Source organism: Wolbachia endosymbiont (group A) of Machimus atricapillus (assembly GCF_964027095.1).
In the GTDB taxonomy this organism is placed as follows: domain Bacteria; phylum Pseudomonadota; class Alphaproteobacteria; order Rickettsiales; family Anaplasmataceae; genus Wolbachia.
The window spans coordinates 38,236-62,726 of sequence record NZ_OZ034727.1; the positions used below are offsets into that span (position 1 = coordinate 38,236).

General features: G+C 34.1%; 20 protein-coding genes. 6 read left to right on the forward strand and 14 right to left on the reverse strand.

The features are described 5' to 3' along the window. Positions 1-185 precede the first annotated feature (185 nt). On the forward strand, positions 186-9,170 hold the full coding sequence (locus AAGD68_RS00165; RefSeq protein ID WP_341814224.1) for an ankyrin repeat domain-containing protein: 8,985 nt from the start codon (positions 186-188) through the stop codon (positions 9,168-9,170). 345 nt (positions 9,171-9,515) lie between these two features. Here the strand turns inward: AAGD68_RS00165 and AAGD68_RS00170 are convergent, their stop codons facing one another. Further along, a complete protein-coding gene (locus AAGD68_RS00170) occupies positions 9,516-10,433 on the reverse strand; it encodes an Rpn family recombination-promoting nuclease/putative transposase (RefSeq protein ID WP_341814225.1) in 918 nt (305 codons plus the stop codon). 120 nt (positions 10,434-10,553) lie between these two features. Here AAGD68_RS00170 and AAGD68_RS00175 point away from each other — a divergent pair, with 120 nt between their 5' ends. The 5 genes from AAGD68_RS00175 (at position 10,554) to AAGD68_RS00195 (ending at position 15,514) form a co-directional block, all read left to right on the forward strand. Then, positions 10,554-11,474 carry a helix-turn-helix domain-containing protein gene (locus AAGD68_RS00175; RefSeq protein WP_341814226.1) on the forward strand — a complete coding sequence of 307 codons (921 nt, stop codon included), beginning with the start codon at positions 10,554-10,556 and terminating at the stop codon, positions 11,472-11,474. A 171-nt stretch (positions 11,475-11,645) separates the two neighbouring features. Next, positions 11,646-12,302 (forward strand): RadC family protein, encoded by a 657-nt coding sequence (locus tag AAGD68_RS00180; protein ID WP_265027463.1) that lies wholly within the window; start codon positions 11,646-11,648, stop codon positions 12,300-12,302. Positions 12,303-12,404: 102 nt separating this feature from the next. Then, positions 12,405-13,565 (forward strand): hypothetical protein, encoded by a 1,161-nt coding sequence (locus AAGD68_RS00185; protein WP_341814227.1) that lies wholly within the window; start codon positions 12,405-12,407, stop codon positions 13,563-13,565. A 67-nt stretch (positions 13,566-13,632) separates the two neighbouring features. Beyond that, a complete protein-coding gene (locus tag AAGD68_RS00190; RefSeq protein ID WP_265027465.1) occupies positions 13,633-14,553 on the forward strand; it encodes a helix-turn-helix domain-containing protein in 921 nt (306 codons plus the stop codon). Positions 14,554-14,602: 49 nt separating this feature from the next. Next, positions 14,603-15,514: a helix-turn-helix domain-containing protein gene (locus tag AAGD68_RS00195; protein WP_341814228.1), complete on the forward strand. Its 912-nt coding sequence runs from the start codon at positions 14,603-14,605 to the stop codon at positions 15,512-15,514. A 92-nt stretch (positions 15,515-15,606) separates the two neighbouring features. Here AAGD68_RS00195 and AAGD68_RS00200 read toward each other — a convergent pair whose 3' ends face one another. From AAGD68_RS00200 to AAGD68_RS00260, 13 genes are read right to left on the reverse strand one after another with little or no spacing between them, the layout of a single operon-like run. After that, positions 15,607-16,191 (reverse strand): hypothetical protein, encoded by a 585-nt coding sequence (locus tag AAGD68_RS00200; protein ID WP_065095426.1) that lies wholly within the window; start codon positions 16,189-16,191, stop codon positions 15,607-15,609. 11 nt (positions 16,192-16,202) lie between these two features. Next, the gene (locus AAGD68_RS00205; protein ID WP_065095425.1) at positions 16,203-17,120 is read right to left on the reverse strand and encodes a patatin-like phospholipase family protein; all 918 of its coding nucleotides are present in this window, start codon (positions 17,118-17,120) and stop codon (positions 16,203-16,205) included. A 27-nt stretch (positions 17,121-17,147) separates the two neighbouring features. Continuing rightward, positions 17,148-17,381 (reverse strand): hypothetical protein, encoded by a 234-nt coding sequence (locus tag AAGD68_RS00210; protein WP_341814229.1) that lies wholly within the window; start codon positions 17,379-17,381, stop codon positions 17,148-17,150. A gap of 60 nt (positions 17,382-17,441) precedes the next feature. Then, positions 17,442-17,984 carry an ankyrin repeat domain-containing protein gene (locus tag AAGD68_RS00215; protein WP_341814230.1) on the reverse strand — a complete coding sequence of 181 codons (543 nt, stop codon included), beginning with the start codon at positions 17,982-17,984 and terminating at the stop codon, positions 17,442-17,444. 19 nt (positions 17,985-18,003) lie between these two features. Then, the gene (locus AAGD68_RS00220) at positions 18,004-18,948 is read right to left on the reverse strand and encodes a phage tail protein (protein WP_341814231.1); all 945 of its coding nucleotides are present in this window, start codon (positions 18,946-18,948) and stop codon (positions 18,004-18,006) included. Further along, a complete protein-coding gene (locus AAGD68_RS00225; protein ID WP_341814232.1) occupies positions 18,949-19,158 on the reverse strand; it encodes a tail protein X in 210 nt (69 codons plus the stop codon). It abuts the gene before it with no gap. Then, positions 19,155-19,502, reverse strand: a complete 348-nt coding sequence (locus tag AAGD68_RS00230) for a phage tail protein (RefSeq protein ID WP_341814233.1) — start codon at positions 19,500-19,502, stop codon at positions 19,155-19,157. The genes AAGD68_RS00225 and AAGD68_RS00230 overlap by 4 nt, the downstream gene beginning before the upstream one ends. A 1-nt stretch (position 19,503) precedes the next feature. Beyond that, positions 19,504-21,813 carry a phage tail tape measure protein gene (locus AAGD68_RS00235; protein ID WP_341814234.1) on the reverse strand — a complete coding sequence of 770 codons (2,310 nt, stop codon included), beginning with the start codon at positions 21,811-21,813 and terminating at the stop codon, positions 19,504-19,506. Next, complete coding sequence (locus AAGD68_RS00240; protein ID WP_341814235.1) at positions 21,795-21,926, reverse strand: hypothetical protein; 132 nt, start codon at positions 21,924-21,926, stop codon at positions 21,795-21,797. The genes AAGD68_RS00235 and AAGD68_RS00240 overlap by 19 nt, the downstream gene beginning before the upstream one ends. After that, the gene (locus tag AAGD68_RS00245; protein ID WP_149168985.1) at positions 21,923-22,180 is read right to left on the reverse strand and encodes a phage tail assembly protein; all 258 of its coding nucleotides are present in this window, start codon (positions 22,178-22,180) and stop codon (positions 21,923-21,925) included. Before AAGD68_RS00245 ends, AAGD68_RS00240 begins: the two co-directional genes overlap by 4 nt. A gap of 46 nt (positions 22,181-22,226) precedes the next feature. After that, positions 22,227-22,733 (reverse strand): phage major tail tube protein, encoded by a 507-nt coding sequence (locus AAGD68_RS00250; RefSeq protein ID WP_265026774.1) that lies wholly within the window; start codon positions 22,731-22,733, stop codon positions 22,227-22,229. 11 nt (positions 22,734-22,744) lie between these two features. Continuing rightward, the gene (locus AAGD68_RS00255) at positions 22,745-23,932 is read right to left on the reverse strand and encodes a phage tail sheath subtilisin-like domain-containing protein (protein WP_341814390.1); all 1,188 of its coding nucleotides are present in this window, start codon (positions 23,930-23,932) and stop codon (positions 22,745-22,747) included. Continuing rightward, complete coding sequence (locus AAGD68_RS00260) at positions 23,925-24,485, reverse strand: hypothetical protein (protein ID WP_065095397.1); 561 nt, start codon at positions 24,483-24,485, stop codon at positions 23,925-23,927. The genes AAGD68_RS00255 and AAGD68_RS00260 overlap by 8 nt, the downstream gene beginning before the upstream one ends. Between the last annotated feature and the right edge of the window lie 6 nt (positions 24,486-24,491).

The following is a 24,491-nucleotide window of genomic DNA, read 5'->3' on the forward strand; positions in this document are numbered from 1 at the left end:
CTATAAAGTAGGTGGTGGTTTCTTGTTACTACTTTAGCTTCTGTCAAAAAGATGTTGCATTGTAATACAAATGTTATATACACAAGTCAGCATGTAGGCAAAAATAGCTTTTATTATTGATATCTCTGATGGTTATACAATAAGCTTGGTATAGTGGGTTTAGTATAATATAATGAAGGGGGTTTATGTTAGTGCAATATATAGAGCAAGCTAGAGAATTTTCTCAACTTAAGCGTTATCGGAGATCTGATGTTGATTCCGAAAGTGGAAGTCAGATTAAGAGAATCGATGTTCCAGGAGACGGTAGTTGCTTGTTTTGGTCTGTTACTATGGCTTACTTAATACCCGTCAGAAACGACGATGCTTTATTTCGACAAAGGTATGAAGTACTATTTGGAAATGATGGAACTGTAACCCAAAATTTAGATCATATTAGAGGTTTGGTTCGGAATTTAGGTGCTGCGAATTATGATGATACATTTGCAAATTTAGTAAGAAACTTATTTCGTAATCGAGTAGTTGATCACATAAGTTCTTATAGAAATGAGTTCAGAGATTTTGTTGAAGGTGATTTTGAGCGTTACTTGGAAAACATGAGGAACCCTGATACTTGGGGAGGTGAACCTGAAATAAGAGCAATGAGTGGAATGCTTAGCGCAACGATTAGTGTTTCTGGTGAAGTTGAGACTCAATATGGTAATGGGGATATTCAAATACAATTATTTCATGTTGGTGCACCAGGTAAACGAAACCATTATAATTTTGGTCTTGAAAGGAATATTATTGATAATGATAAAGAGCTTGCAAAAGGCTTAAAAAGAGTCATGGGTAAAGTAAGACCACAAGACTTTGAGTTAATACAGTTATTGATAGAGGAAGCAGATAAAGAAGTTGGTATAAGCCGGCAAGATGAGGATTTTAAATCTTTTGAACCGAGATTTCAGTCATTTGTGGATCAGATTCCATCTTATTTACACTCTGTAGAAAAAGCAGGGTTTTTTACACACTTCTTCCTAGGTAGTTTTTCTACTTTGTTGGATACAGAGATGGCAAAAAAGCTAGACATCAAGGAGATTTATTTTAGCTTTGACGGTGCAAAGACTTTGAAGGTAGCTATTATAAAAAATGGTGAAATGAAGAGTCAAAAAGATGTGATCGATAAAGTAAAATTATTTGTTATATCAGAAAGTGGTTCTCATTCTTACACTCAAGAGTTTGATCAAGGTGAATTGAAGGAGGTATTAGGCAAGCTTTACTCTCTTATTGAAAATAACCTAGATAAAATTAAAGTTAAATCAATAAAAATCATTAAAGATGCCGGTCATCAGGGAGAAATAGTTGTTGATGTGAAAGATAAAGGAGTAGACATAGAACATAATTCTGAAGTTCAATTTAAAAAAGTGAGAAAAGGGTTATGGAGGGATCCCGAAGTCGATATAGCGAAGCTAGCTATTTCCAATCAGCGAACAGTTAAAGCATCTTTAAGGAGAATTCTTGATAAGATTTACACAATTCACTCCGAATATGCAGACTCACTAATCTATGCTAGCAGAGCACGTGAAGCAGCACATCATGGATTTATGGTAGGCGTTTTCATGAATTTCCACTATAGGTATAATCTTAGAGTTTATCCAGAGCAATTTGCAGGAAGGGGTTATGCAGATATTATCCTGCTAGCTCGTGGTCCTGATCGTGCATTAAACTCTATTCCCATTATTATTGAATTAAAAGCAGGGGCAGGTCCTAATGCCACTCCAGATAAGGCTTTGCAACAAGCAGAGAGGTATGCACAAGGCTTCCAACCAAATGTTATGCGGGTTTTAACCACTGCGGACGAAATTTTATGTGTTGGTGTCAATCTTGATAGTTCATCTCCTATTTCTAATATCGGAGGGTCGAGCCGTGAGGGGAGAGTAATTCCTCTTTTTCAAGATATATTAAAGTCTGCTGATGATTGGGATACGCAAGAAATCTACACAAATGAGCTAAAAAAACGAATAAAAAATAATATGGAACGTATCTATCACACGTTTCCTGGTACACCGGAAAAGGGAGATAATCATTATTTTAGTAGGTTTTTACTAGGGCAATTGTTATTATTAAGTGAAGATTCAGGAACAAGTTTAAAAAAATACATTTTTATCTATGGAGGCAATATACCTACTGAAGTGCATCCTAATCTTCGTAGGCTTAGACGTCCAGCAGCTGAAAGAGCCAGAGAAAGACTATCGGCTAATCTTGATGCAAGCCATGCAGTTGTAACAATGGTGCTTATTCCAGAAAATACAGAGAAATTGGTTTATGTGATAAATATTATTGAAGCTAACAGAAAAGATGTTCTGAACATGCTAAATGAAGTACTCCCTCTTGATAGATTAAATAGAGAAATAGGGAATAGGGAAATAGTCGAATTAAATCTTAATTTTGATACTAGATACAAGTCAGATTTTAGAAGATATCTTACTATTTGGACTGAAAAATATAATTCTTTACAAGAGTACAACAACGGAGCTGAGAGATTTCAAGGTACTTTCAAAGAAGTTCCTTATCCTAATGAGTTAAAAGAAACATTTGATAAAGCACTAGATATCCAATCCTTATCAATAAAAGGATATAGTGGATTATTAGAAAAAATTGGAGAAGGAATATTCCCTTTTAAGAGTCTCGTTAATAAAGAAGCTCATTTCCAGGGAATATTGAATGGAGTATTTAGTTATTATAGCGACCTAAAATTACAAGAATCACCAGAAACTAGAGCATTAGTTTTAACTGAGTTTCAAACTGGTAGAGGGGAACGCATTGATATGCTAGTTCATGGTATTAAGTTTGTAGCTCAAGGTGGAAATGCTGAGGAGTACACTCCAATAGGATTAGAACTTAAGACATCAAGGCAGGGCAAAGGAGCTAAAGCTTTATTGAGGGAAGCAAATGATCAAATAAATGAAGAGTATAAAGAGGGCGTTACCTATAAAACACTCACAGATGGTGATGAGGTGAAATTTATCGGTGTTGTTTTCGATAAAGGATCTAATAATCCAAATAAACTTATTTTAACAAGTAGGACAGCTAAGGAAGGATTTATTCCTGTTGGTGTAGTTCATAGTTCAGTTCATATGTTACCTACTGTAGGGCAGTGTTCTAAAGGAGAAAAAAGAGAACCTTCATCACCAGAGTATCCACCAAGTAAAAAACCAAGAAGAGAAAGAAGTGTAAATATGGCCTGCAAGGATTCGTTTGATGAAGAAGAGATTACAGAAGAGGAAAAAGAACAACGTATCAAAGAGTTGTTTAATGCTGACAAGGTAGCAGAAAGAGTAAAGAATATTGAGTTTTATGATCAGCTTTTCAAGGTTTCTGAGCGAATATCTAGAGGTGAAACTATAGACCAAAATGTTGAAGAAGCATTTATCGCAAAAGTTAAAAATATAGATCTAAGTTCAATAGATCCAGAGATTAGGGATATTGTGAAGGAGATGAAGGACAACATAGAAAATAAAGAAGAAATGAAAAATATCCTGAGAAGGTCTGGAGTAGCAGAAAAAATAGGGAAAGTAGCAGAAGGTGCAGGTCTTGCCTTTACGGTATTTTTAGTTGGTAAACATATAGCAAATGGAGATGTAGAAGGGCTAGGTTATGATGCATTAAATCTTTGGGTAATGCCAAAGATTGGTGAAAAAATCTCTGGAAAAATGTTAGAGTTAGGAACAAAGCTTGATTCTCAGATGCTAAAGGGATTTGCTCCAGTTATGGGACGTGCTATAGGTAATTTTGCGGCATTTTTAGGGTTAGCGGAGTCAATAAAAGCAAGGCAAAGTGCGACAGATCCTGCAGATATAAAGATTGCTGACCTAAACATCGCAACTAATTCTATCTTTATCGCCGCAGATGTCCCTGCGGTTGTTACTGAAACAATGTCAGTAGCAGGCTTAGAAACTGGAGTAGTAGGAGAATTTGCTGGTCCAGTTGGTGCTGCTGTCTCAGTTGCTGTTATTGTCATATCACAGTTTGTAGAAGCAGGGCTTGAGGTAGAAAAATTAGAAGAACAAATGAACCTTACAGATCAGGAAAAACATGATCTTTATTGGGATTTCTTTCTTGGTAAAAAAGTACCAGATTATATAGAACATGATATGGAAGCAGAAGAAATATATAAACAGTATATATCAAAGATCTTAGATCAATTTAAGAATAACTATGATACAATAGCTATTTCACTGCCTTCTATACTGGTTACAAAAGAAGAATATGCTACTAGCGCTCGTTCTCGAGATAAAAGACAATGGGAAGGATACGGTCTAGCATTTGGTCAAGCTTTGCATGGTGTATCGAATGAGTGCCGTGCTAAAACAAGGATAGTTGATGATACATTTGATTTTGAATCAAGAACAAATATTACACACCCATTTTATACTAGTAGCATTGCTCACAATTCTAGAATAATTCCTAGTGCTGTTGGAAACTATAATGTTGTTTGTGGACCACATGACGACAATATTGCAGTACAAATTGTAAGCAAAGAAACCTTGGCGAGTCTACCAAGTGGCGCATCATGCAGTAGTGCATCGAAGTACAATAATATGAAATTAAGTAGAACAGTAGAAAGGTGGTTTCTACAAGAACATATGACCGATTGCTATAATGCAGTTTCATATAACAGAAATAATCCTTCTGGGTCTGTAAAGATGTTATTTTATATGTCTAATAACAATGCTTTTATAAATGTGACTTCTAATTATACCGTTGATGTGATTTTCAATGGTAAAAATATATTACTTAATAGTTATGGAATCAATAATCAAGGGTCTAGTGTACAGAATAGGTATTATTTTACAAATCAGTTAAGTAATTGTGATATTCATAAACAAGGAACAAATTTCTTCTACATAGCAAAGGATAATTTTGTATGTAATTTAGGAATAGAAGGACAAAAGAACATAGTTGTAACGCAAGGTAATTTTACAGATTCAGAGAATATACATTCTATTATTGGCAGTGATAAAGCTAATCATATAGAAGTTTCTCATGCAGGTTACGTTGATGGTAAGGGTGGCAATGATGTAATAACAGCAAAAAACTTTACTGCAATAAAGGGTTATTTTGGTGATTCTATTTATGGGAAAGGCTTAGTATTATTGCCGATAAATTTTAGTGATATAGGTAGTATGACTCATGCTAATAATATAACAAATATCTACAATAAAAGTGGAGCTTTTATAAGTGTAGATAAACAAACATCAGTAAAAACAGCAGATGGTTTGTTTGTAACTCCAACAAAAGTAGACATTAATACTGATAAAGTAACAAATGTGCACATAACAAAATTAGATAATAAGTTGGATAATCTGCAAAAAATGGACAATTCAAACTTTAATATTACAAAGCAATTATTAAACACCAATTATCATGGTGTTGTAGGTAGTTCTAGTAATCATATTTTTTACCCTGATGAGGATCACCATAATTTTTACTGGAAAGCTCCAAGTAATATAAGCCATCTTTATCTTTTCGATAACAGAAACGCTAATATTATGATTGCTCAAGCAAATGGTATATTAGATTTTAGTCTACTAAATAGTACGTTAAATGATATGCCATTTATAGAAGATAATAAAGGAGAAATAAAGATTAACAAAAATGGCCTAAATATAACCCTGCTATCAAATTATAAAGATGTTACAGTTACATTTAATGGGGAAGAATATTACAAACTTCAGAATGGAGAATTAGAGCGAGATTATTGCTCTCATAGCTTAAAAGTAGATGGAAGATTTAGTGTTAATGGTACTAACCTTTTAAATCATCATAATTGTTTCACATTTGACTCAGAAAAAGTTCTTTTTTTGAAGCTAAATAATGATTTGCTATTGTTATCAGATAGAGGAGCATTATCAATATCGGATTACTATTCTTCTGTTCATAAAAACTGGGATTTATCCATAGAGTTGAGCGACAAAATTATGGAACCAGAAGAATTTGGAGAAAGAGCTGATGAATTTAGTTCTTTCAGATATTATAAGCCAGATGAGCAAGGGTTACAGATTTATCATAATCAACCTGTTAACAAGAATGATATTGGTTTAGTTGATTTGAAAGATAAGTCTATATTAGATTTCAATATGAGAGTTATAAATGATACCTTATTGCTATCACATAAAAATAACACTCTTGTAAAAGTAGAGAACTGGAATACTTATCAACCGGCAAGAGAAATGATGTTTGCTTTTAATGATGCAATAGTTTCTAACTCAAAGTGTATAGCTTCTATTTGTAACTCAGAAGATGTTATAGTGGAATTTAATAAGGAAAAAGCAATTCTATCGACAGAGCAACTGTTTGATGCTGTGAGACGAAATAATCTTAGTGAAGTTGAGAATCTTCTCAGTATGGGTGCAGATGTTAATATTAGAGATAAACGTAGTTGGGCGCCTTTGCACTGTGCTGCTGACAATGATAATAAGCTTGATATATCTAGGGCAATTTTAAATCGAAATGCTGATATTGAGGCTAGAACTAACATTGGGGAAACACCTTTACATATAGCAAATGCTTATGGTCAATTGAAAATAATTGAGCTTCTTGTAGATAAAGGGGCTAGCCTTGAAGCTAAAACTAATGATGGTTTAACGCCTTTGCATGTGGCTATTCAGCATAATAATACTACACCTAAAATAATTGAGTTTCTTCTTAATAAAGGTGTTAATATTGAAGCTAAAACGAAAAATGACTGGACACCTTTACATCATGCAATTTTCAAAGACAGGCTTGATATAGTTAGAGTACTTTCAAGTCGAGGGGCTAATATTGAAGCTAAAACTAGCGATGGAAAAACACCTTTAGACTTGGCTATTCAAGGGAATTATACAGATATAGTAGGATTTTTAAAACAAACAGAATTAGACAAAAAATTATTGACTGCTACAGAAAATGGAGATCTCTCTGAAGTCAAAAAATTTGTTGGTCAGGGTGCTAATGTTAATGTTATAGATGTGGGCATTTTTGGTAGGAAACCTATACACATTGCTGCTGAAAAAAATTACAAAGATATTATAGAGTTCCTTCTCGGTAAGGGGGTAAGCGTTGATGATACCAGTAACTATGGTTGGGCACCGCTACATTATACAGCGTCGAAAGGCTGTTTAGAAGTTGCAAAGTTTCTCGTTGACAAAGGGGCTAATATTAATCCTCAAAACGTTTATGGCAGAGAGCCTATACACATTGCTGCTGAGCACGATAATAAAAATATTATAGAATTTCTTCTTAATAAAGGAGTAAGTGTTAATGAGGTTGACAAAGACGGCTGGATGCCTCTGCACTGGGCTTCTTGGAATGGCCATCTTAATATAATAGAATACCTCGTGGGTAAGGGAGCCAATATCAATACTAAAGATAGGAATGGTAAAACACCGCTAAATCTTGCTAGAGATAAAGGACATAATAATGTTGTAGAATACTTACAACAAACACAATTAGATCTAGATAGGCAGTTGTTAACTGCAGTACAAGGTGGTAATCTTAATGAAGTTAAGGATTTTGTAGTTCGAGGTGCTAGCTTAGATACTCAAGATAGTAATAATGGTTGGACACCTATAATCTATGCCGCTCAGGGAAGTAAATGGGATGCGGTCAAGTTCCTTATAGCTCAGGGTGCCAAGTTTAATAATGAGATCACATATCAAGGAACACCCTTGCACTTTGCGGCTCAAGAAGGTAATTCAAATATGGTTCAATTTCTTCTTGATAAAGGTGCTAATATTGAGGCTCAAGATGCATACAATAGGAAACCTTTGCATATTGCTGTTGACGCAAACAGGTTGAATGTAGTAAATCTACTTCTTGACAGGGGTGCTAATTTAAAGGCTACAGACATGTACGGCAAGACATCTTTAGACCTAGCTATTCAAAAGGGTTACGAAGATATAGTAGAAGTTTTGAAACAAAAACAATTGGATCTAGATAAAGAATTATTAATTTCTACAGAAAAAGGAGATCTTGAAAAAGTTAGAGACGGTATCAGACAAGGTGCTAACGTTAATGTTCAGGGTAGGCAGGGTTGGACTCCTGTGTTCTGGGCCATTCAAAAGAACAATTTTAATATAGTTGAACTTCTTTTAGATAACAATGCTGATATTAAGGTCAAAGATGATGAAGGTTGGACACCTATTCATTGGGCTGTGCAGTTGGGTTCATTAGACGTCGTTAAGCGTCTTGTTGAAAGAGGTGCTGATGTTAATGCCTTAACTGCTGACGGTAGAACACCCTATGATTTGGCTATCAATCAGAATTATAGAGAAATTAAGGAATATTTAAGGAGCAAGTCTGCAATTCCATCTTCAGCGTTGATTTATCATGTTATCCCAGCTGATGATAGTGTAAGACAACGCAAACGCCGTCATCACCATGGAGATTATGCTCGTCATCATATGTCAAGAAAACTTCTTGCTATAGATTCAAGTAATCAACCTGAGATAGCAGTAAGTGGTAGTACAAGACCATCTTCATGGATAAATGATTTGTTTGGTTGGGTAAAGAGCTCTATAGGTGGGTTATTAGGTTCTAGAGCTGCTTTACCTGAGAAAACATTCACTCAAAGTTCAATCTCACAAATTAGTGCACCAATCGATGTAAATGGTACAATAATGTTCATTGACGTGCTCGTTAGAAAGGTTACAGGTCAAAAGTATATTTCTACAGTAGGTCAATCTATATCTCCACTAGAAGCACAGGGCTATGCACTCAATATTACAAAGGGATTTGAGAAAGTAGTAGAGCAAGCTGGATTAAAAAGTGGTTTATCAATGCATCGATTAAATACTGATTATATGGGAATGCAGAAAGAGATTACTAGAAAAGTCATGAGTGGTAAATTTAATGAAATTTCAGGGATTTTAAAATCGTATGTAGAGAAAGCATGTCCTGGTGAAGAAGCTGGTAAATTAAGTCCGAAGAAATTTGAAAAGTTTATAGCTCAATTTAATAAGGGTCTGCTAAATCAATCAATAGAGCAGATATTACACAACAGAGATGGTAGATTAGAAGTTGATGATGCAAAGCAAATGAGTTTAGAGCCTCAAAGTTATTTAAGTAATGCTTCAGTTCACAGCCATTCAAAAGTATCAACTTGTCTTTCTGATGTAGGATTAACCAAGCTTGGAAATAATCTCAATAGGTAGGTTATAATATAAGAGGTGGAGCTATAATATGCCAAGTAGTGGAAAATTTAAAGTGAAGGTAGCAAAATTAGCCAAAATAATTAGGGATACCAGACCAAGTTTGATGGTCCTAATACTAAAATGGATGAAGTAGACATCAAATGCTAAGTGGTTAATGTGTTTTCCATATTGAACTTACAGCGCGTAGCTTTGATATAGAACTTTGGGTAACGTTATGATAGTAATTTATATAATTCTATGTGCAATCTTTATAGCCATTTTAGACAGTTCACTATATTCTTAATTAGGGGATATGTCTAACTTAGAGAAGGTTTTCATAAATGTTGAAGTGAATAAGTAGGAATATTATGTTTTTTCCTTGAGTTGTAAAATTTCAGAATGAGAGAGACCGGTAATTTGAGCTATAACATCTATAGAGACACCGGCCTTGAGTGAGTTTTTTGCTACTTCAATATCCCTTTCTTTTCTGCCTTCCACTTTACCTTTTTCATGGCCAATTTGGATACCTTCTAGTCTACCTTTTTGAGTAGCATCATCAAGTTTTTGTTCCAAGATAGCAGCTTCTTTCTGTAAATCCATTACCCTTTCTTCATAAGCTAATAGGTCCTTCTCATTCCAATGTAACTTATCTAATTCATCATATGCTAGCTTTATTATTGGTGATTTTTCTGCTATTTTTCTTAAATCTTCATCAGTTGTTTCTTCTGCATATTTAAAGAAAAATAGCCAACGATCTACTACATTTTCTAGCTGCTCTTCTCTACTTTTGGGAAACTTTGGTAACTCAATGAAGATAAATTGAAAATCTTTTAAGTCATGCTCATTAGTTTTTTCATCTCTTATGGTATGGCTAGATATATAATCAAGCTTATCAGGAAATAAATTACAATTAGAGATAGCAATAAAGAAAACCTTCTTTAAATCAATGTACTTACCACCTTTATCAGCCTGCCTTGAGTAAGCCTTAGCAGCATATAATTGAGCCCGTTTTTCGAAGCCTTTATCACGAGCGAGTTGCATCTCAATCACGTATCTGGCCCCAGTGGAATCTCTGCACAGAACATCAACAATACTCTGCTTATCAGAGGCAATTTCAGGGTCCATAATGGTGCTAAGGAATTCAACTTCTTGTATAGTATTTATTTCAGTAAACCCCAAAATATCATTCAAAAAGTGAATAAGGATATTCTTATTTTTTTCAGTACCGAATATTTTCTTAAATGTTAAATCAAGCTTAGGATCTAAAAATTTTGAAAGAGCCATAGGGAATCGACTTAAAAAGCATTAATAATTATACACAATTGTGAAGAAATATTCAACTAAAATGCAAACATAGAAGTTTTTGTATATCTTTGTTTGGTAGTATTAACATGTATAATATTTATGGCAAACATCTCAATAAGGTATCAGATAGCACAAAAAGTAAGGAACTGGAGGTTAAAGCGAGGATATACTCAAAAAGATTTAGCGAAGAAAGTCAGTGTAACGTATCAAGTAGTACTACAATATGAAAAAGGAACACGTAAAATTTCGATTGAAAAGTTGTATGCTATAGCAGAGATATTGTCGATTGGTATTGTAGACCTAATTCCTGTATCAAATGAAAAAATCTGTTTTGAAGATGAGGGAGAGGAAATATTAGATTTAGTAAGGAAATATAAAAAGATTAATGATCAAGAGTTACGTAGGATGTTTTGTTTATTAACCAAATTTGTTCAAGTTAGTGAGAAAAGTAGTAAAAAAGCAGAGAAAGTGAAAATTGCAAAAGGTCTGGTTAAAGCAGGAGTTTCTGTTGATATTGTTTCACAAGCAATTGGCCTCTCTGCTGATGAATGTGTTGAAGAAAAGGTTGGTTCTATCTACTATCAAATAGGCAAAAAGATAAAAGAGTGGAGGCTAGTGAGAGAGTACACTCAAAAGGATTTGGCTGAGAAAATGGTTACAACACGTGACGAAATAAGTAACTATGAGCAAGGAAGGGTTGCTGTTCCACTTGATAAATTATATGAGATAGCAAAGGCATTGTCGATTAATATTATGGACCTACTTGAGCTAACAGAAGATGCAGATGATAAAGTGGAAAATGAATTACCTGATTTAATAAAAGAATACAAAAAAATTGAGAGTCAAGAATTACGCTATGCGCTAATAAAATCTCTGTTTGAAAGCATACAAATTTGCGAAGAGAAAGTGAAAAGAGCAGAAAAGATGAAAATTGCAAAGGATTTAGTGAAAGGAGGAATTCCAATCAACATTATTTTGCAAACGATAGGCATCTCTTTAGACGAAATTCAACAAGTTTAAAATAAAAAAATCATCATATATTAATATCTTCACTTTTTGATGAAAAAATAAGTAAAAAAGATTGAGAAATTGATTTGACTTCACTCGAAAGCTATGGCTTTATGCCAATGCTGATAAAAAAACAGCAGTAAATATCTAAAAAAAGTTTGTTGTTAGTGAAAGGTAAATTATATGAATAAAAGTAAAGAAGAAATCGAATTCAGAATATTAGAAAGCAAAGGAAAAGCACTACTTGATCGTGAAATAATGGAAACGTTTCTAAGTGCAGTACATGAAAGGCCGCAAGCTCAAGAAATTGCTAAAAATCTGGTGAATACTTATACAGGAGTAGGAAGGATTTTAGGTAGAGAAATGGATGACCTGAAAGTTATAGAAGGAGTGACTGATTCTGCAGTAGCAATGATTATGTGTGTTAAGGAAACGCTAGAAAGGGTACTGAGAGAAAAGCTTAAGAGTGAACCAATAATGGACTTACAAGGGCTAGTAGAATATTTGAACGTAAGTATAGGCCACTCAGAAAGGGAGTGTATAAAAATACTGTACTTGAATAAAAGGCGCCAACTAATCGGAGAAGAATCCTATATTGGTGAAATGGAAAAAGCACCGGTATATATAAAGGAAATTATAAGAAAAGCATTAATAAAGAATGCAACATTAGTAATAATGTCACATAACCATCCTGGGGGACGCTTAGAACCATCAGAAGAAGATCAAGCAGTAACGAAGAGCTTAGCAGCAGCGTGTAGTACTGTAAGCGTTAGATTATTTGATCATATTATCATCACAAGTGGAGGCTATTTCAGCTTTCGAGAAAACGGATTGTTATAGCAGAAAGTATTTGCAAATCTACTCACATTAATTTATAATAAGTAATAGAATATATAAACCAAGGTTTGTATACTTAAAAAGTATTTTTAATATGGGGGTTATATGACTAGTAAAGATCGGGATAAAAAGACTAATGTTAATCACAAGAAAATATTTGATGCTCTTAAAGGCATTGATATAAAGCAATCTACTTTTGTAAGCAAAATTAATAAGGCTAAAAAGCCTGAAGAAATAGCACCTTTCCCTGGTAGAGAAGTTCGCGAAAACCAAATCAACTATGGGAAAGGACTTGACTACATATATGGCACAAAACCTTTAAATGATCAAGCAGAAGATTTTAATCCATTTACTTCAGCTTTGCAAAAAATAAAGCCAAGTGCAAGCGAAAGTGAAAAGTTGAGCTGGTTTAAGAGTGCGGTAGTAGAGGTAAAAAACGTAAATGAATTGCACAAAACTATAGACCAAGTACTAGCCTCTGGAGCAAGAATAAATGCATGTAATGATGGAGAATGGAGCTTTGCAGAATATGTAGTATTAGGTACACATTTTCACAGATTAGAAAAAAGTGATAGAAAAAAGCTAATACGTAAATTAATGCTAAGCGGTGCAGAGTTTCATGATACTTTATTGCAGAATAAACTGATAGGTGAAATCTATAATGAGCTACAGCCAGAAGTTCAGCCACAGATAGATAGGCAGCTAGAAGAACTAGAGAAGGCTGGCGAAAGTGCTGTTCAAGAAGGAGAATTAATAGATATCGAGATAGACAATGCAACATTATATATAGAATTTTCTGAGGACAGTAAAGTAGAGGTTGCCAAAATACTGGAAGCAAACAGAAAGTTAGGAAGTAATATTTTAAAAATTGGTAATGATGCAGTTGAGGTTAAAAGTGAGAAGGGAGGTATAAGAAACTATACTGATATGTCAGATGGAAGCTCTATTGTATTAGAATTTCCTACGAGCATTGGTAAGCTAAATATTGTATTGTACCAGGACGTAAAAAACTGCAGTCAGGTACAAGTAAAAGTAGCGGATAAGGAAATGTGGGCTGAATTACAAAAAAGAGGAGAAGAAATTGGAAAAAATTGTCTTTTTGCTGGAGTAAAACTTAAAGAAGCAGTAGAAAAGGGAAGTTTTATGAGATGTGGCATATGGAATAGCAAGCAGCTTATGAAGGAGGTTGATAGCCCAGGTGAAAAGCTGTCTTCATGGGTAGATAAAGTACGTGAAAATAGTAAAGAAACTTGTAGGAAACTTTAATTATGGCTAACTTTGAGGTTCCAGAGTTTACTGGAGCCTTTGAGCTATAGTAGAAAATATTATATGTATGGTTCTTTGCGTGGAAAAAAGTCTAGACTATGAAGTAGGGAAAAAAGTAAAAAATTGGAGGTTAGAGCGAGGGTATACTCAGAAGGATTTAGCGAGGAAAATTGGTGTAAAATACTGGGTAATACTGCAATATGAGAAAGGGAACCGTAGAATTTCAATTGAAAGGTTATATGCTATAGCTGAGGCACTATCAATCAGTATTACGGATCTTATTCCTGTATCAAAAAGTTGTCTTGAAGATGAGGGAGAAGAAATATTAAATCTAGTAAGAGAATATAAAAAAATTAATGACCAAGAGTTACGTAGGATGTTTTGTTTATTAACCAAATTTGTTCAAGTTAGTGAGAAAAGTAGTAGAAAATCGGAAAAAATAAAAATTGCAAATGGTCTGGTTAAAGCAGGAATTTCTGTTGATATTGTTTCACAAGCAATTGGCCTCTCTGCTGATGAATGTATTGAAGAAAAAACAGGTTCTATCTACTACAAAATAGGAAAGAAGATAAAAGAATGGAGGCTAGTGAGAGAGTATACTCAAAAAGATTTAGCAGAGAAAATGAATACAACACGTCATGAAATAAGCAACTATGAACAAGGAAGGACTGCTGTTCCACTTGATAAATTATATGAAATGGCAGAAGCGTTATCGATTAATATTACAGATCTACTAATAGAGAAAGATGAAGGTAGTACAGTGGAAAATGAGCTGCTTGATTTGATTAAAGAATACAAAGAAATTGAGAGCCAAGAACTACGTAATGCACTAATAAAATCTCTGTTTGAGGGAATACGTATTTGTGAGGAGAAAGTGAGAGAGATAGAAAGGATTAAAGTTGCAAAGGATCTAGTAAAAGGGGGAATTTCTATTGATATTATTTTGCAAGCGGTAGGTTTATCTATTGATATGGTTTTAGATGGATAGCTCGTAAAAAAATTATAGCAATAAAGTTTTTTCTTAAATGGAGGTATATATGTTTATTTCTGCAAGTAATGTTAGTCCTATAAGCTACAAAATAGGGCAAAAAATAGAAGAGTATAGATTAATGCAAAGGTGTACTCAAGCAGAGTTGGCAAGTAAGATCGGGCTAGCATATCAAGAAGTAAACAGCTATGAACAGGGATATATCGTTATTCCAATTGAAGTACTATATATAATAGCAAGAGTATTATCAGTTGATGCTGTAGATCTATTACCTAAACCAATAACAGTAAGAGAGCATGAAGATGAAGACGAAGAAATACTCTATCTAACAAAAATATACGAGAGTCAAAAGTTAGGCAAAATAGTACCTTCATTAGTCAGGTTTGTTCATATTAGCGAAAAAATTAATCAAGAAGAAGCAAAGTTGGAAATAGCAAAAAATCTAGTAAAAGAAGGAGTTTCAGTTGACATAATTTCCCAAGCAACCGGCTTATCTATTTACGAGTATAATGATACAGAACAAGAAATTTACACTGATTCTATATATTACAGAATAGGGCAAAGAATAAGAGAATGGAGATTGATAAGAAGATATACTCAAAAAGATTTGGCGGATAAAATTGATTTAACGCTCAAGGAAATACACGAATATGAAAAAGGATATACTGCCATCTCATTTGATAAATTATATGAAATAGCAAGAGCATTATCAGTGAATATTAAAGTTCTACTGCCTAAAACAAGAGAAAGCAAAAAGCTATTGAGTTTAATGGATGAGTACAGAGAACAAGAATCATTAGATGCATTAGTCAAATCTCTATCTGAAGATATGAAAAGCGGCAAGGAAAAAGTTAAAAAAGCAGAGAAAATCAAGATTGCAAAAGATCTAGTTAAGGCAGGTATTGCGATTGAGATTATTGTGCGAGCAAGTGGTCTAACTGTTGATGAGTTGAGTGAGTGATGAAGTAACAACTTGAATTCTGGATTAAAAACAGAGGTACTCAGAAATAATATATTAAGATATAAGCAAAAGTAATTGTTTATTTAATAAATCTATTTACCATCTCTGAAAATTTGCTTAGATTTCGCTTGTTCAACAGATACCTCTTCTAGTTTTTCTGGCTCATCTTCGGATCTTACTGCTAATTTGCGTTGTTTGATAACTTTCTTTAACGTCTTCACAGCTATAAAATTAATACTGAAAACACATGCAGAAGTTACCGCTAATGCTGGCAAGGGAGCTAAACTGAATGTTGGTAAAATTGCCACGATTGTAGCAGATGTTAGTAAAAATGCTAGTCTTTTGCTCCCGATTATCTTGTTTTTCTTGGACTTTATGGGGTTTAGGCTTTTTATTTTCCCTTTTAGCTTTTTGAAGCCTTTTTTGAATATGTTACCCTTTTTCAGCTCTTTTTCTACGGGTTTTATTTTAAAGCTTTTTATTTTTTCTTTTATTCCTTTTTTATCTTTTTTTACTTTAGAGGTCTTCTCCATCAACTTTAGAGGTTGCTCATGTAGCGGTTTTGGCTTATCGTTTGAAGTTTTAGCTTCTTGGCCCTTAGTATGTTTTTCGGACGAAACTATGTTTTTTAAACCTTTCTTTGCTTTGTGGTATAATTTTTTTAGTTTGCTTGGCATTTTTATGTAAATTAAGATACGATATCGCAAAATTTATCGATTACTTTTTGATTACCTTCTATCATTGCATTTGCCTCCTGCTGAAGAGATTTGATATTTTTTGATGTAATATTATCCATGTCAGGTGATGCTATTTTTAGTTGCGATTGTATGCGTATATATTTATCAGCTATAACTTGATTAAGTTGATAGTTTACTGCATCTAAACTTGAAGAAAACATCACATTCAGTAGTGGCTTGATCCATCCTATTTTTCCAAATCTCCTTGAATTAGCTATGCTTCTATCTGTTCTACCAGTACCTAGTGATAACAGTATAATCTCATCATTTGGAAACAATTTCTTACCACTTGCATATGCACAAGCCGCAGGATTATTGGCAAACACCCCGCCATCCACTAATACTCTATCTATCTGGTCAATTTTTAGATGTTTTGGTATGAAATAAGTAGGTGCAGCCGTTGCAGCTCTGAGTGCATCTTTCAGCTTAATAGTACCTTCTTTCCAGCTTTTAAAGAAAAATGGGCAATTATTCTGAATGTCGTAACTGGTAAGCAGTACATTATTTAAAGTGTTTTGTAGAGTATCATCACCAAAATATTTGTCCAATACAAATTCAATATTTTTATATGGGTATTGTGCACAGTTAAACCAAGATAATATTGATCGCCTAAAAAATGAAGACTTGAAAATATATGGTCCATACTTTTGGTAAAGCTCAACTAAATCATTGGCTGAATATTGAGGGTTTCCTTGTTTATCTTTTTTACATAATCCTGCTACAACAATTCCACCGGTTGAGGTCCCTGCCATAAGATCAAAGATTTCTGCTACCTTTTTTCTTGATCTTTTTTCTATTTCTGCTAGTATTATGGCTGGTATTATTCCTCTTATGCCTCCGCCGTCAACGGATAAAATATATTTAGTCATTGTGAAATGAAAATTTAGATAAAGATGTTAATATTTAATTTTCCCGCTTAAGACTTGTAATTTAAACTCATCAAGTTCCTCAGAAAGATTTTTTACCCGTTCTTCCAGACGATATACCGTAACGGTCAATCCGTTGTTCTGCTCTATAAATTTATCATGAATGTGAACCCGTAAATCCAGCTTGGCAAGCCACCAAATTGTTGCTATGGTCTGTATTACCATCGTTACTATTACTGTGATTGGAATCTTTTGATTCTGCATGTTTCTCCTAACTGTGTAATAAAAAACTTTCAACTACTTCTCGTTTCCAGTTACGAAATATTACCGATCAGACTCGTGTTTCTTTTCAGCATTATAGAGCAAGTGTATAATTTCATCGTATGGTTTATCTTTATTATGCCGCGATCTTAGTACAGCTACATCTCTTGGGTTTTTTCCATCTGTGTCTCTAATGTTAGGGTTTGCGCCTTTTTCTAACAAAAATTTAATTATCTCTAGGTTACCTTTGTATGAAGCTGCATGTAATGCTGTCCATCTTTCATATTTTTCTGTGTTTATATCAACTCCTTTTTCTATTAAAAATTTAACAATCTCCAAACATCCTGCACCAGATGCATAATGTAATGCTGTTAATTCGGGAATCTGTGTATTAATATCTAATAGATTATTTGCTGAAAATTTTACAACTTCTAAGTTACAATTTTGAGAAGCAACGCGTAATATTGTTTTATAATTATCTGTAGCTTTTGCTTTCATATAGCAATAGGTAATAACAACACATATTATCATTGTTATGCACCACCAAAAATGTAGCTTATTTCTTGAGTCTCTATTCATATTCAATACTTTTTCAACATTAAACATTGGTTTTACTGATTTTCCTTTAACGTTTACTGATAGATGCTGACAATGCAGTGCGATAACCTGAACTATCTAACACATGTTCTGCTCTGTCAATTATCCATTCACCGTCTATATCTTGATGAAACCCTAACAGGCTAAGTTTTGCCTCTGCAAATAGCTCTGGATTACCAGGCATAGTGATATCCAACACTGCATTATTTCGTTTTAGTTGTTTTAATTTAGCATTTGCCGAACTTAATGCTAACTCTGCATTCGAGTAAATTGTTTGTATGATATAACTTGGACTACCAGAGCCAACTGTTTCTGATATAGTTTCACCTCTTTCATAACTATGCCATTTTGCAATCACTGAGTTGTACCTGCTCACGGTAAAGTGCGCTTTCCAATTTATCGCGTCTTTAGGTCTAATCGCTGTTGTTCCTAAAGCTTTTCCAGTTGCCGACTTTGCTTTGCCTTTTGGAATAAAGAGTATATATCCGCCAGCTAACTTTGCCATTGCCTCGCGTTCTATTGCTATTTTTGTTAGTAAACTTATATCACTTTCTTCTGTTTGGTTAATATGTGGAATCAACACATTTTCAAATTCTTCTGCAACTCTGCACCCATATCCGTGTTTTTCTGCTATTTCCTTAACCAAGTTACCTAAAGTAATTTGATGCCATTCTTTAGATACTTTCTCTTTTAATGAGAGTCTTAAATTTGTTGCATGAGCCTTTATTAGTAAGGTTTTAGGTGGACTCTGCACTGTAATTTCATTAACCGTATATATACCCATAGGTACTACTCCAGTTTCCTTGTAACCTAGAGCGATACTTAATTCATTCGGAACATCTATGTTTTCATCTCTGTAATCAACACACACTTCAACTACATCGTCTATTGTCCCAGATTCATCTGTAAGGCGCAATGAGATAACTCTATCTTTAATTGATTCACATTTATCTATTATAAAATCTGGCTGCATTTATTCCCAGACCTTTAATTTTGACTTTTGTACTGTTTTCTTAATAGTAGGAAGTTTTATCTTTAATCCAGCAGGCAAAAAGCTTCCGTATTCTGCCAAACCTAAGTTCTCTGCTAGTACTAATTCCACTACTCCATCCGTAAACCCGTAATGTTTCCAGCAAATCAGATCTAGCATTTCTCCTTCTTTAGTTAAGTAATATATAGTCATCTATAGCTTTTCAAACTCAAACTAAATTCAACTTTTCTCGGTAGTCCATTAGGTAAAAAATACATCTGCTTTTCTTCTAACTTGGTAATTACGAATTGTCCTAAAATATTACCTAAACTATCTACTAAAACATGTGGTTTTTCAGCTTCTTTCATATTCTTTAATTGGTTTAGCCCGTTAAGATTATGAAGATAAATCATTCCTTCCAAATCTATATTTTCTACACCTTGGCCGATATTTTGCAATAGTGGCATATTTTCAATACACTCAATTGTGCTCCAACGATTTTCTCTATTATACTTTAAACTTGTTGGAGCAAATTTATACGGGCCAAGAGACAACACTTTAATAAACGGGGTCTATGTTATCAAACAGAACATCACGTGATTTTTCTCTTATCCTTTTTATTACTTCATCAGCAAGGCTACGAACATCCTGAGTTGCTGCTGCTTGAATGCTTATGTTAAAATAATTATGTTGAGTTTGGTTAAAAGTTTTATTTTCATACTTGCCTTTTATGTACTCTTCTAGATTTTTCTCATCTGCTATAGATTTCTTTTCTGTGATAGTATGTGTAATCTTAACATTATTCGAGCTATTCTGGGAAATTTCTTTGAGTGCACTATTACTTAATAGAGGATTTCTGTTATTAAAAATGTTGTTTTGAGAGAGTATACTGCTGTTTTTTCCATCAACCAACGAAACAACAGTTTTTCTCTTTTCAAATTCTTTCAGTGGACTATTTTCAGAGATTTTTCCAAATATGCTACTAACTGTATTTCCTACCCATGAAAAAGCTTTCCCTATAGGTTTAATGAGTGATTTCCAAAAGCTAGAGAAAAAGTCTTTCACCTTTTGCCAGTTGGTGATAACAAGTGCTGCACCTGTGACAAGTCCAGTAATTAAAAGCCCTATAGGATTACTCATTACAGCAAGCGTTATTGCTCTTAGTCCTGTTATTACTGCAGGAAAAACTGTAGCTGATAAAAATGAAAATGTTGCAATTATTTTTGTCCTTAAACCGAGAACTGCACTTGCTAAAAAAGTAAATCCATAACCTAACCCCACTACCAAGATTTTCAAACTTATTAAAGCTACTATAGTTCCCATGATTGCTGTAGTTAAGGTTGGATATTTTTCTGCAAATAAAGCTATGCTCCTAGTTTTTTCTTGTAAAAATTCGGCTATAGATTTTAAAGTAGGCAGCATTACTGAACCCAGGTTCATACCAACTTCAGCTATTGAATTTCGAAGAAGTCGTAATTTATTGGCTGTAGTGTCTGCACGATTTTTAAATTCTTTCTGCAGAGAGCTTCCATACTTTTCTGTATTAGCCAATAACTTTATTGCATCTTCGTATTTATTAAAACTTCCAGCTAATAATGCAATATCATCTTGATATTCCTGACCGAAAAGTTTCATCAGGATTGTAGAGCGTTCCTGGTTATCCATTTTCTTTAGAGTTTGGAAAAAATATAGCAATGCTTCTTCTCCATTTTCACTTATCCTTTGTACCATTTCTTCTGTGGCTATGCCCATTTCTTCTAATGCTGCTTTAAACGCTTTTCCTTGACTTTCAGCAGTTTGAAGCTTTGAAAGTAGTGCATTGATTGCAGTTGCAGCTTTTGCTGGTTGTTTGCCTAAGCTAATGAAAGCATTTACTAAACTGCTTGTTTGTTCAAACTTTAATCCAAACTGCTTTGCAGTACCACCAACTATTGCTAGAGCTTCAACCATGTCTTTTGCTTTAGCAGCAGTGTTATCTGATAAGTGATTGATTACATTGCCAACATGCTCCATTTCACTAACATCAATTCCATAAACGTTAGAAAGTTTAGCTATGGAATCTCCTGCTTGTTCTGCAGACATATCAAATGCTGTGGACATTTTTGCCACTGTTTCTGTAAAATTAAAAAGGTCTTCTTTCTTGATACCAAGTTGACCACCGCTTGCAGCTATTTGTGCTAATTCTGCTGCTGATAGTGGTATAGTACGTGACATCTCTTTTAATTTCTGGGCAAATTTATCTACTTCCTTTGTTTCTTTGTTAAATTCAACTACTTTTGTAACATCAGCCATGGCCGATTCAAAATCAATAGCAACTTTGATTGGTGCTGCAAGCGTTAGTCCAAGACCAATAGTTTCTATAATTTGTGACTTAAAATGTGCTTTGCTTGCTAAAAAACTTTGGTGACTACGTATTGCAGATCCAAGCTTACTATACTTACCTTTTAACGTTTCAATGGACGAACTAAGTTTATATTGATCACTTACTAATGACTTAATATTTCTTCCACTTTTTCTTACTTCTTCATTGAATGAATGTAAGGCATCTCTCTTTTTCAAGTATGCTTCTTTTGCTTTTGTTGCTGATGCTTTAGCCTTATTAAACTCAGCTTTTAAAGTTTTGCTCGGTTTTTCGACTGCTTTTATCTGTTTAGCAAGGGATTTTACCTGATCCTCAAAACCTTTCCATGATCTCTTGCTAGTCAAAACATCACTACCCAACTGCTTAAATTTTGATACTGATTTAAAAGATGAATCAAGCTTTCTTATATTCTCACCAAGATGAGTAAGTCGACTACTACTTCCTTTTATTACAGTATTAAAGCTACCATCTAAAACAGCTCCGATTTTTATAGATAATGTTGACATTTAAGCTCCTTTGCTAATTTGCTCCATGAAATAAACTCACTAATCTCCATATCAAGAATGTGCTCAACTCCACCACCTATGATAGAGCCAAGCACTAGTATTTCTAATCTCAAGTTTTTTGGATAATCGGTGAAAAAAAATCCTTTAATACTTCTTGCACTTTTACATAATCAGCAATATCCAACTCTTCAATTGCTTCTTTTGCAACTGATGTTAGATTGGCAGTCAAAGTTACTTCCTTACTCAGATCACTACCATTAAGTCTCTCAATAGCTAGATAATCTCTAACTTTTGGACGTCTAATGGTAAGCTCTGATACAGAAATACCATCAACTGTTATTGGATTATCAAGTTTTACTGTTGTCATACTTTCTCCTAAAAAATAAAATTCTAAAATCTTTTTAAAACTAAACCTAAATACCTAAGACCGCTTGTAACAAAGCCATCTGATCAATACCATTTATCTTTCTCATCATATTTTCAGCATCGATTTCTATCAGCTCATTACCACCTATCGTAAGTTTATAATAATGGGCAGCTACAGTACACTTCAGCGTTGCTTTTTCAGCAGGTTTCCAGTTACCAAAGTCAAATTCTTTAAAAATGCCTCTTAAATTGATTATTACTGCTTCAATATCATTACTTCCACTACCTTGCATTCCACCTCTGAGCGTCAAAGATACCGAATTTCCATTTATCAACCCAAATAGCCGAAAGAGCTCTGTATCGTATTCAGAAAAAGTAAAGTCTGCTTCTAATTTCTCCATGCCCATGTCAATATTTATTGGAATATCCATACCACCAGCTCTATATTCATCTGTTTTTATGGTAAGTTTTGGCAAGGTTATTTCATCTATTTTTCCTGCATAACCCCGGCCATCAACAAATACGTTAAAATTTCTCAGTATTTTCGGTAACACTTTACTTTCTCCTAACTTATTACACTATTATTTACAAGATGAGACCTGAATATTATTTGCTCAGCCGGATATGGCGGTGTAAACTCAAAATCAAAATACACTTTTCCGCTTGCAATATTTGCCGGTGTATTGAGTTCGGGAGTTGCATAACATTTTCCGCTGATAATTGCTCCTTGTGCTTTTAAATTGGCCAAATAAGAATTCACCCCCTCAATCACATCATCTATATAAGTTTTAGTGATATTGCGATCAACTGCCCATAAATGAGCCCTAAGTAAACTATCGTTAATTAAATCTGCAGTTCTTCTCACTGATAAAAAAGCCCATTTTGAGTCATTTGAACATGTTCTATTTCCCCAAAGCCTATAGCCATTTTGATGAATTATCGTTGTTACTTCATTTTCATTCAAGTGGTTTGCTCTACAATTTGTATTACCGAGCGTAAAATCAATAGGCCTGCTTGTGCCAATAATACCGTTTATTTCTTTATTTGAAGGTGAGTGCCAGAAGCCTTGCTCGCTGTCTATCTTAGCTATTAAACCAGCTACAAATGGACTCGATGGCAAGATTTTTTCTTTTCCTTCAATAAATAACTTAATCCATGGGTCAACTACGTAAACTCTTGAGCTGCCTACACTTTTTCTCCATTTTATTGCTTCTTCATCATTAGTATTTGGTCCATCTGCAACAATAATTGCTCTTAATTTTTCTGCTATGGAAATTAAAGCACTCACTACTGAATTTACTCCATCTATTTCAGGTAACTGATGAGTAAACTGAGGTGCAATTAATATTCTTGGCGCAACATGAACTATGCTTTCACTGCTGAGAAATGCCTCAATTCCCTGACATTCTCCGGTTTCTTTATCAACTCCACCGATTATACTTTGAATAGTTTCACTTTCTTTGAGCTTTGGATCGCTGTTTTCACTTTCTTTAACTCGAATAACTACTACTGTTGCACCAATCTGGGAAAATATTCCATTTATTGCAGAAGGTAAACTGCCACTCTTTCCGAGCTTTGCTGCTTCCTTTAAGCTTCCTGCAACTAACACTGGTTTATTTAGCGGAAATTTTTGCTCATCTGCTTCAGGTGCAGTACCAATTACACCTATCACTGATGATTTAGCTGTACGTACTGTCTTTGCTCCTGAGGTTACCTCAATAACATTTACGCCATGTAAAAATTCTTCAGCCATTTCTTTGTATTTTTTTCCTGAAATCATCTAGCAAAGTCTGTAGCTCATTTTCACTTTCGGCTTCTTCAATCTTTCTTTTGGCTAAATCTTCAAGCTCTTCACATTTAATTATTGCTTTTACTGCTTTTTTCACTTTTTCCTCAATTATTCTTGCCATTTCAATAACCGTAATACCACGGACTTTTGCTAAAGGTTCTATAATTTCTTTATCCTTTTCATCTATAGATTCTGGTGCTGCTAGAATGCTTTTTGCGGCTTCCGCTTGAATCTCATAAGATTTAGCTTTTTGGTGAGAATGACCTGCATATTGGTGAGTATGATTATCATAATAGAAACGCATACTATCAAATGCACAAAGCTTCGCATTATCCAGTAACTCCTTTTGTATATCTTCTTTAGTACGCTGAGCAATTTTTCCTCCTTCTGTTAAACAATAGCTTTTTTGCCAATCAAAATCTTCTGGTGCTTCATACCAATCATTTTCAGTTGGCTTGCTTTCAAGTGTTGTTGTTTCTACTTGTTTATCATTTTCAAATCTAATGTAGATAGACATTGTTTG

Bases quoted from the DNA above. Each gene is read 5' to 3' on its own strand.
- AAGD68_RS00165 (WP_341814224.1), top strand. From the start codon at position 186: ATGTTAGTGCAATATATAGAGCAAGCTAGAGAATTTTCTCAACTTAAG.
- AAGD68_RS00170 (WP_341814225.1), bottom strand. From the start codon at position 10,433: ATGGCTCTTTCAAAATTTTTAGATCCTAAGCTTGATTTAACATTTAAG.
- AAGD68_RS00175 (WP_341814226.1), top strand. From the start codon at position 10,554: ATGGCAAACATCTCAATAAGGTATCAGATAGCACAAAAAGTAAGGAAC.
- AAGD68_RS00180 (WP_265027463.1), top strand. From the start codon at position 11,646: ATGAATAAAAGTAAAGAAGAAATCGAATTCAGAATATTAGAAAGCAAA.
- AAGD68_RS00185 (WP_341814227.1), top strand. From the start codon at position 12,405: ATGACTAGTAAAGATCGGGATAAAAAGACTAATGTTAATCACAAGAAA.
- AAGD68_RS00190 (WP_265027465.1), top strand. From the start codon at position 13,633: ATGGTTCTTTGCGTGGAAAAAAGTCTAGACTATGAAGTAGGGAAAAAA.
- AAGD68_RS00195 (WP_341814228.1), top strand. From the start codon at position 14,603: ATGTTTATTTCTGCAAGTAATGTTAGTCCTATAAGCTACAAAATAGGG.
- AAGD68_RS00200 (WP_065095426.1), bottom strand. From the start codon at position 16,191: ATGCCAAGCAAACTAAAAAAATTATACCACAAAGCAAAGAAAGGTTTA.
- AAGD68_RS00205 (WP_065095425.1), bottom strand. From the start codon at position 17,120: ATGACTAAATATATTTTATCCGTTGACGGCGGAGGCATAAGAGGAATA.
- AAGD68_RS00210 (WP_341814229.1), bottom strand. From the start codon at position 17,381: ATGCAGAATCAAAAGATTCCAATCACAGTAATAGTAACGATGGTAATA.
- AAGD68_RS00215 (WP_341814230.1), bottom strand. From the start codon at position 17,984: ATGTTTAATGTTGAAAAAGTATTGAATATGAATAGAGACTCAAGAAAT.
- AAGD68_RS00220 (WP_341814231.1), bottom strand. From the start codon at position 18,948: ATGCAGCCAGATTTTATAATAGATAAATGTGAATCAATTAAAGATAGA.
- AAGD68_RS00225 (WP_341814232.1), bottom strand. From the start codon at position 19,158: ATGACTATATATTACTTAACTAAAGAAGGAGAAATGCTAGATCTGATT.
- AAGD68_RS00235 (WP_341814234.1), bottom strand. From the start codon at position 21,813: ATGTCAACATTATCTATAAAAATCGGAGCTGTTTTAGATGGTAGCTTT.
- AAGD68_RS00245 (WP_149168985.1), bottom strand. From the start codon at position 22,180: ATGACAACAGTAAAACTTGATAATCCAATAACAGTTGATGGTATTTCT.
- AAGD68_RS00255 (WP_341814390.1), bottom strand. From the start codon at position 23,932: ATGGCTGAAGAATTTTTACATGGCGTAAATGTTATTGAGGTAACCTCA.
- AAGD68_RS00260 (WP_065095397.1), bottom strand. From the start codon at position 24,485: ATGTCTATCTACATTAGATTTGAAAATGATAAACAAGTAGAAACAACA.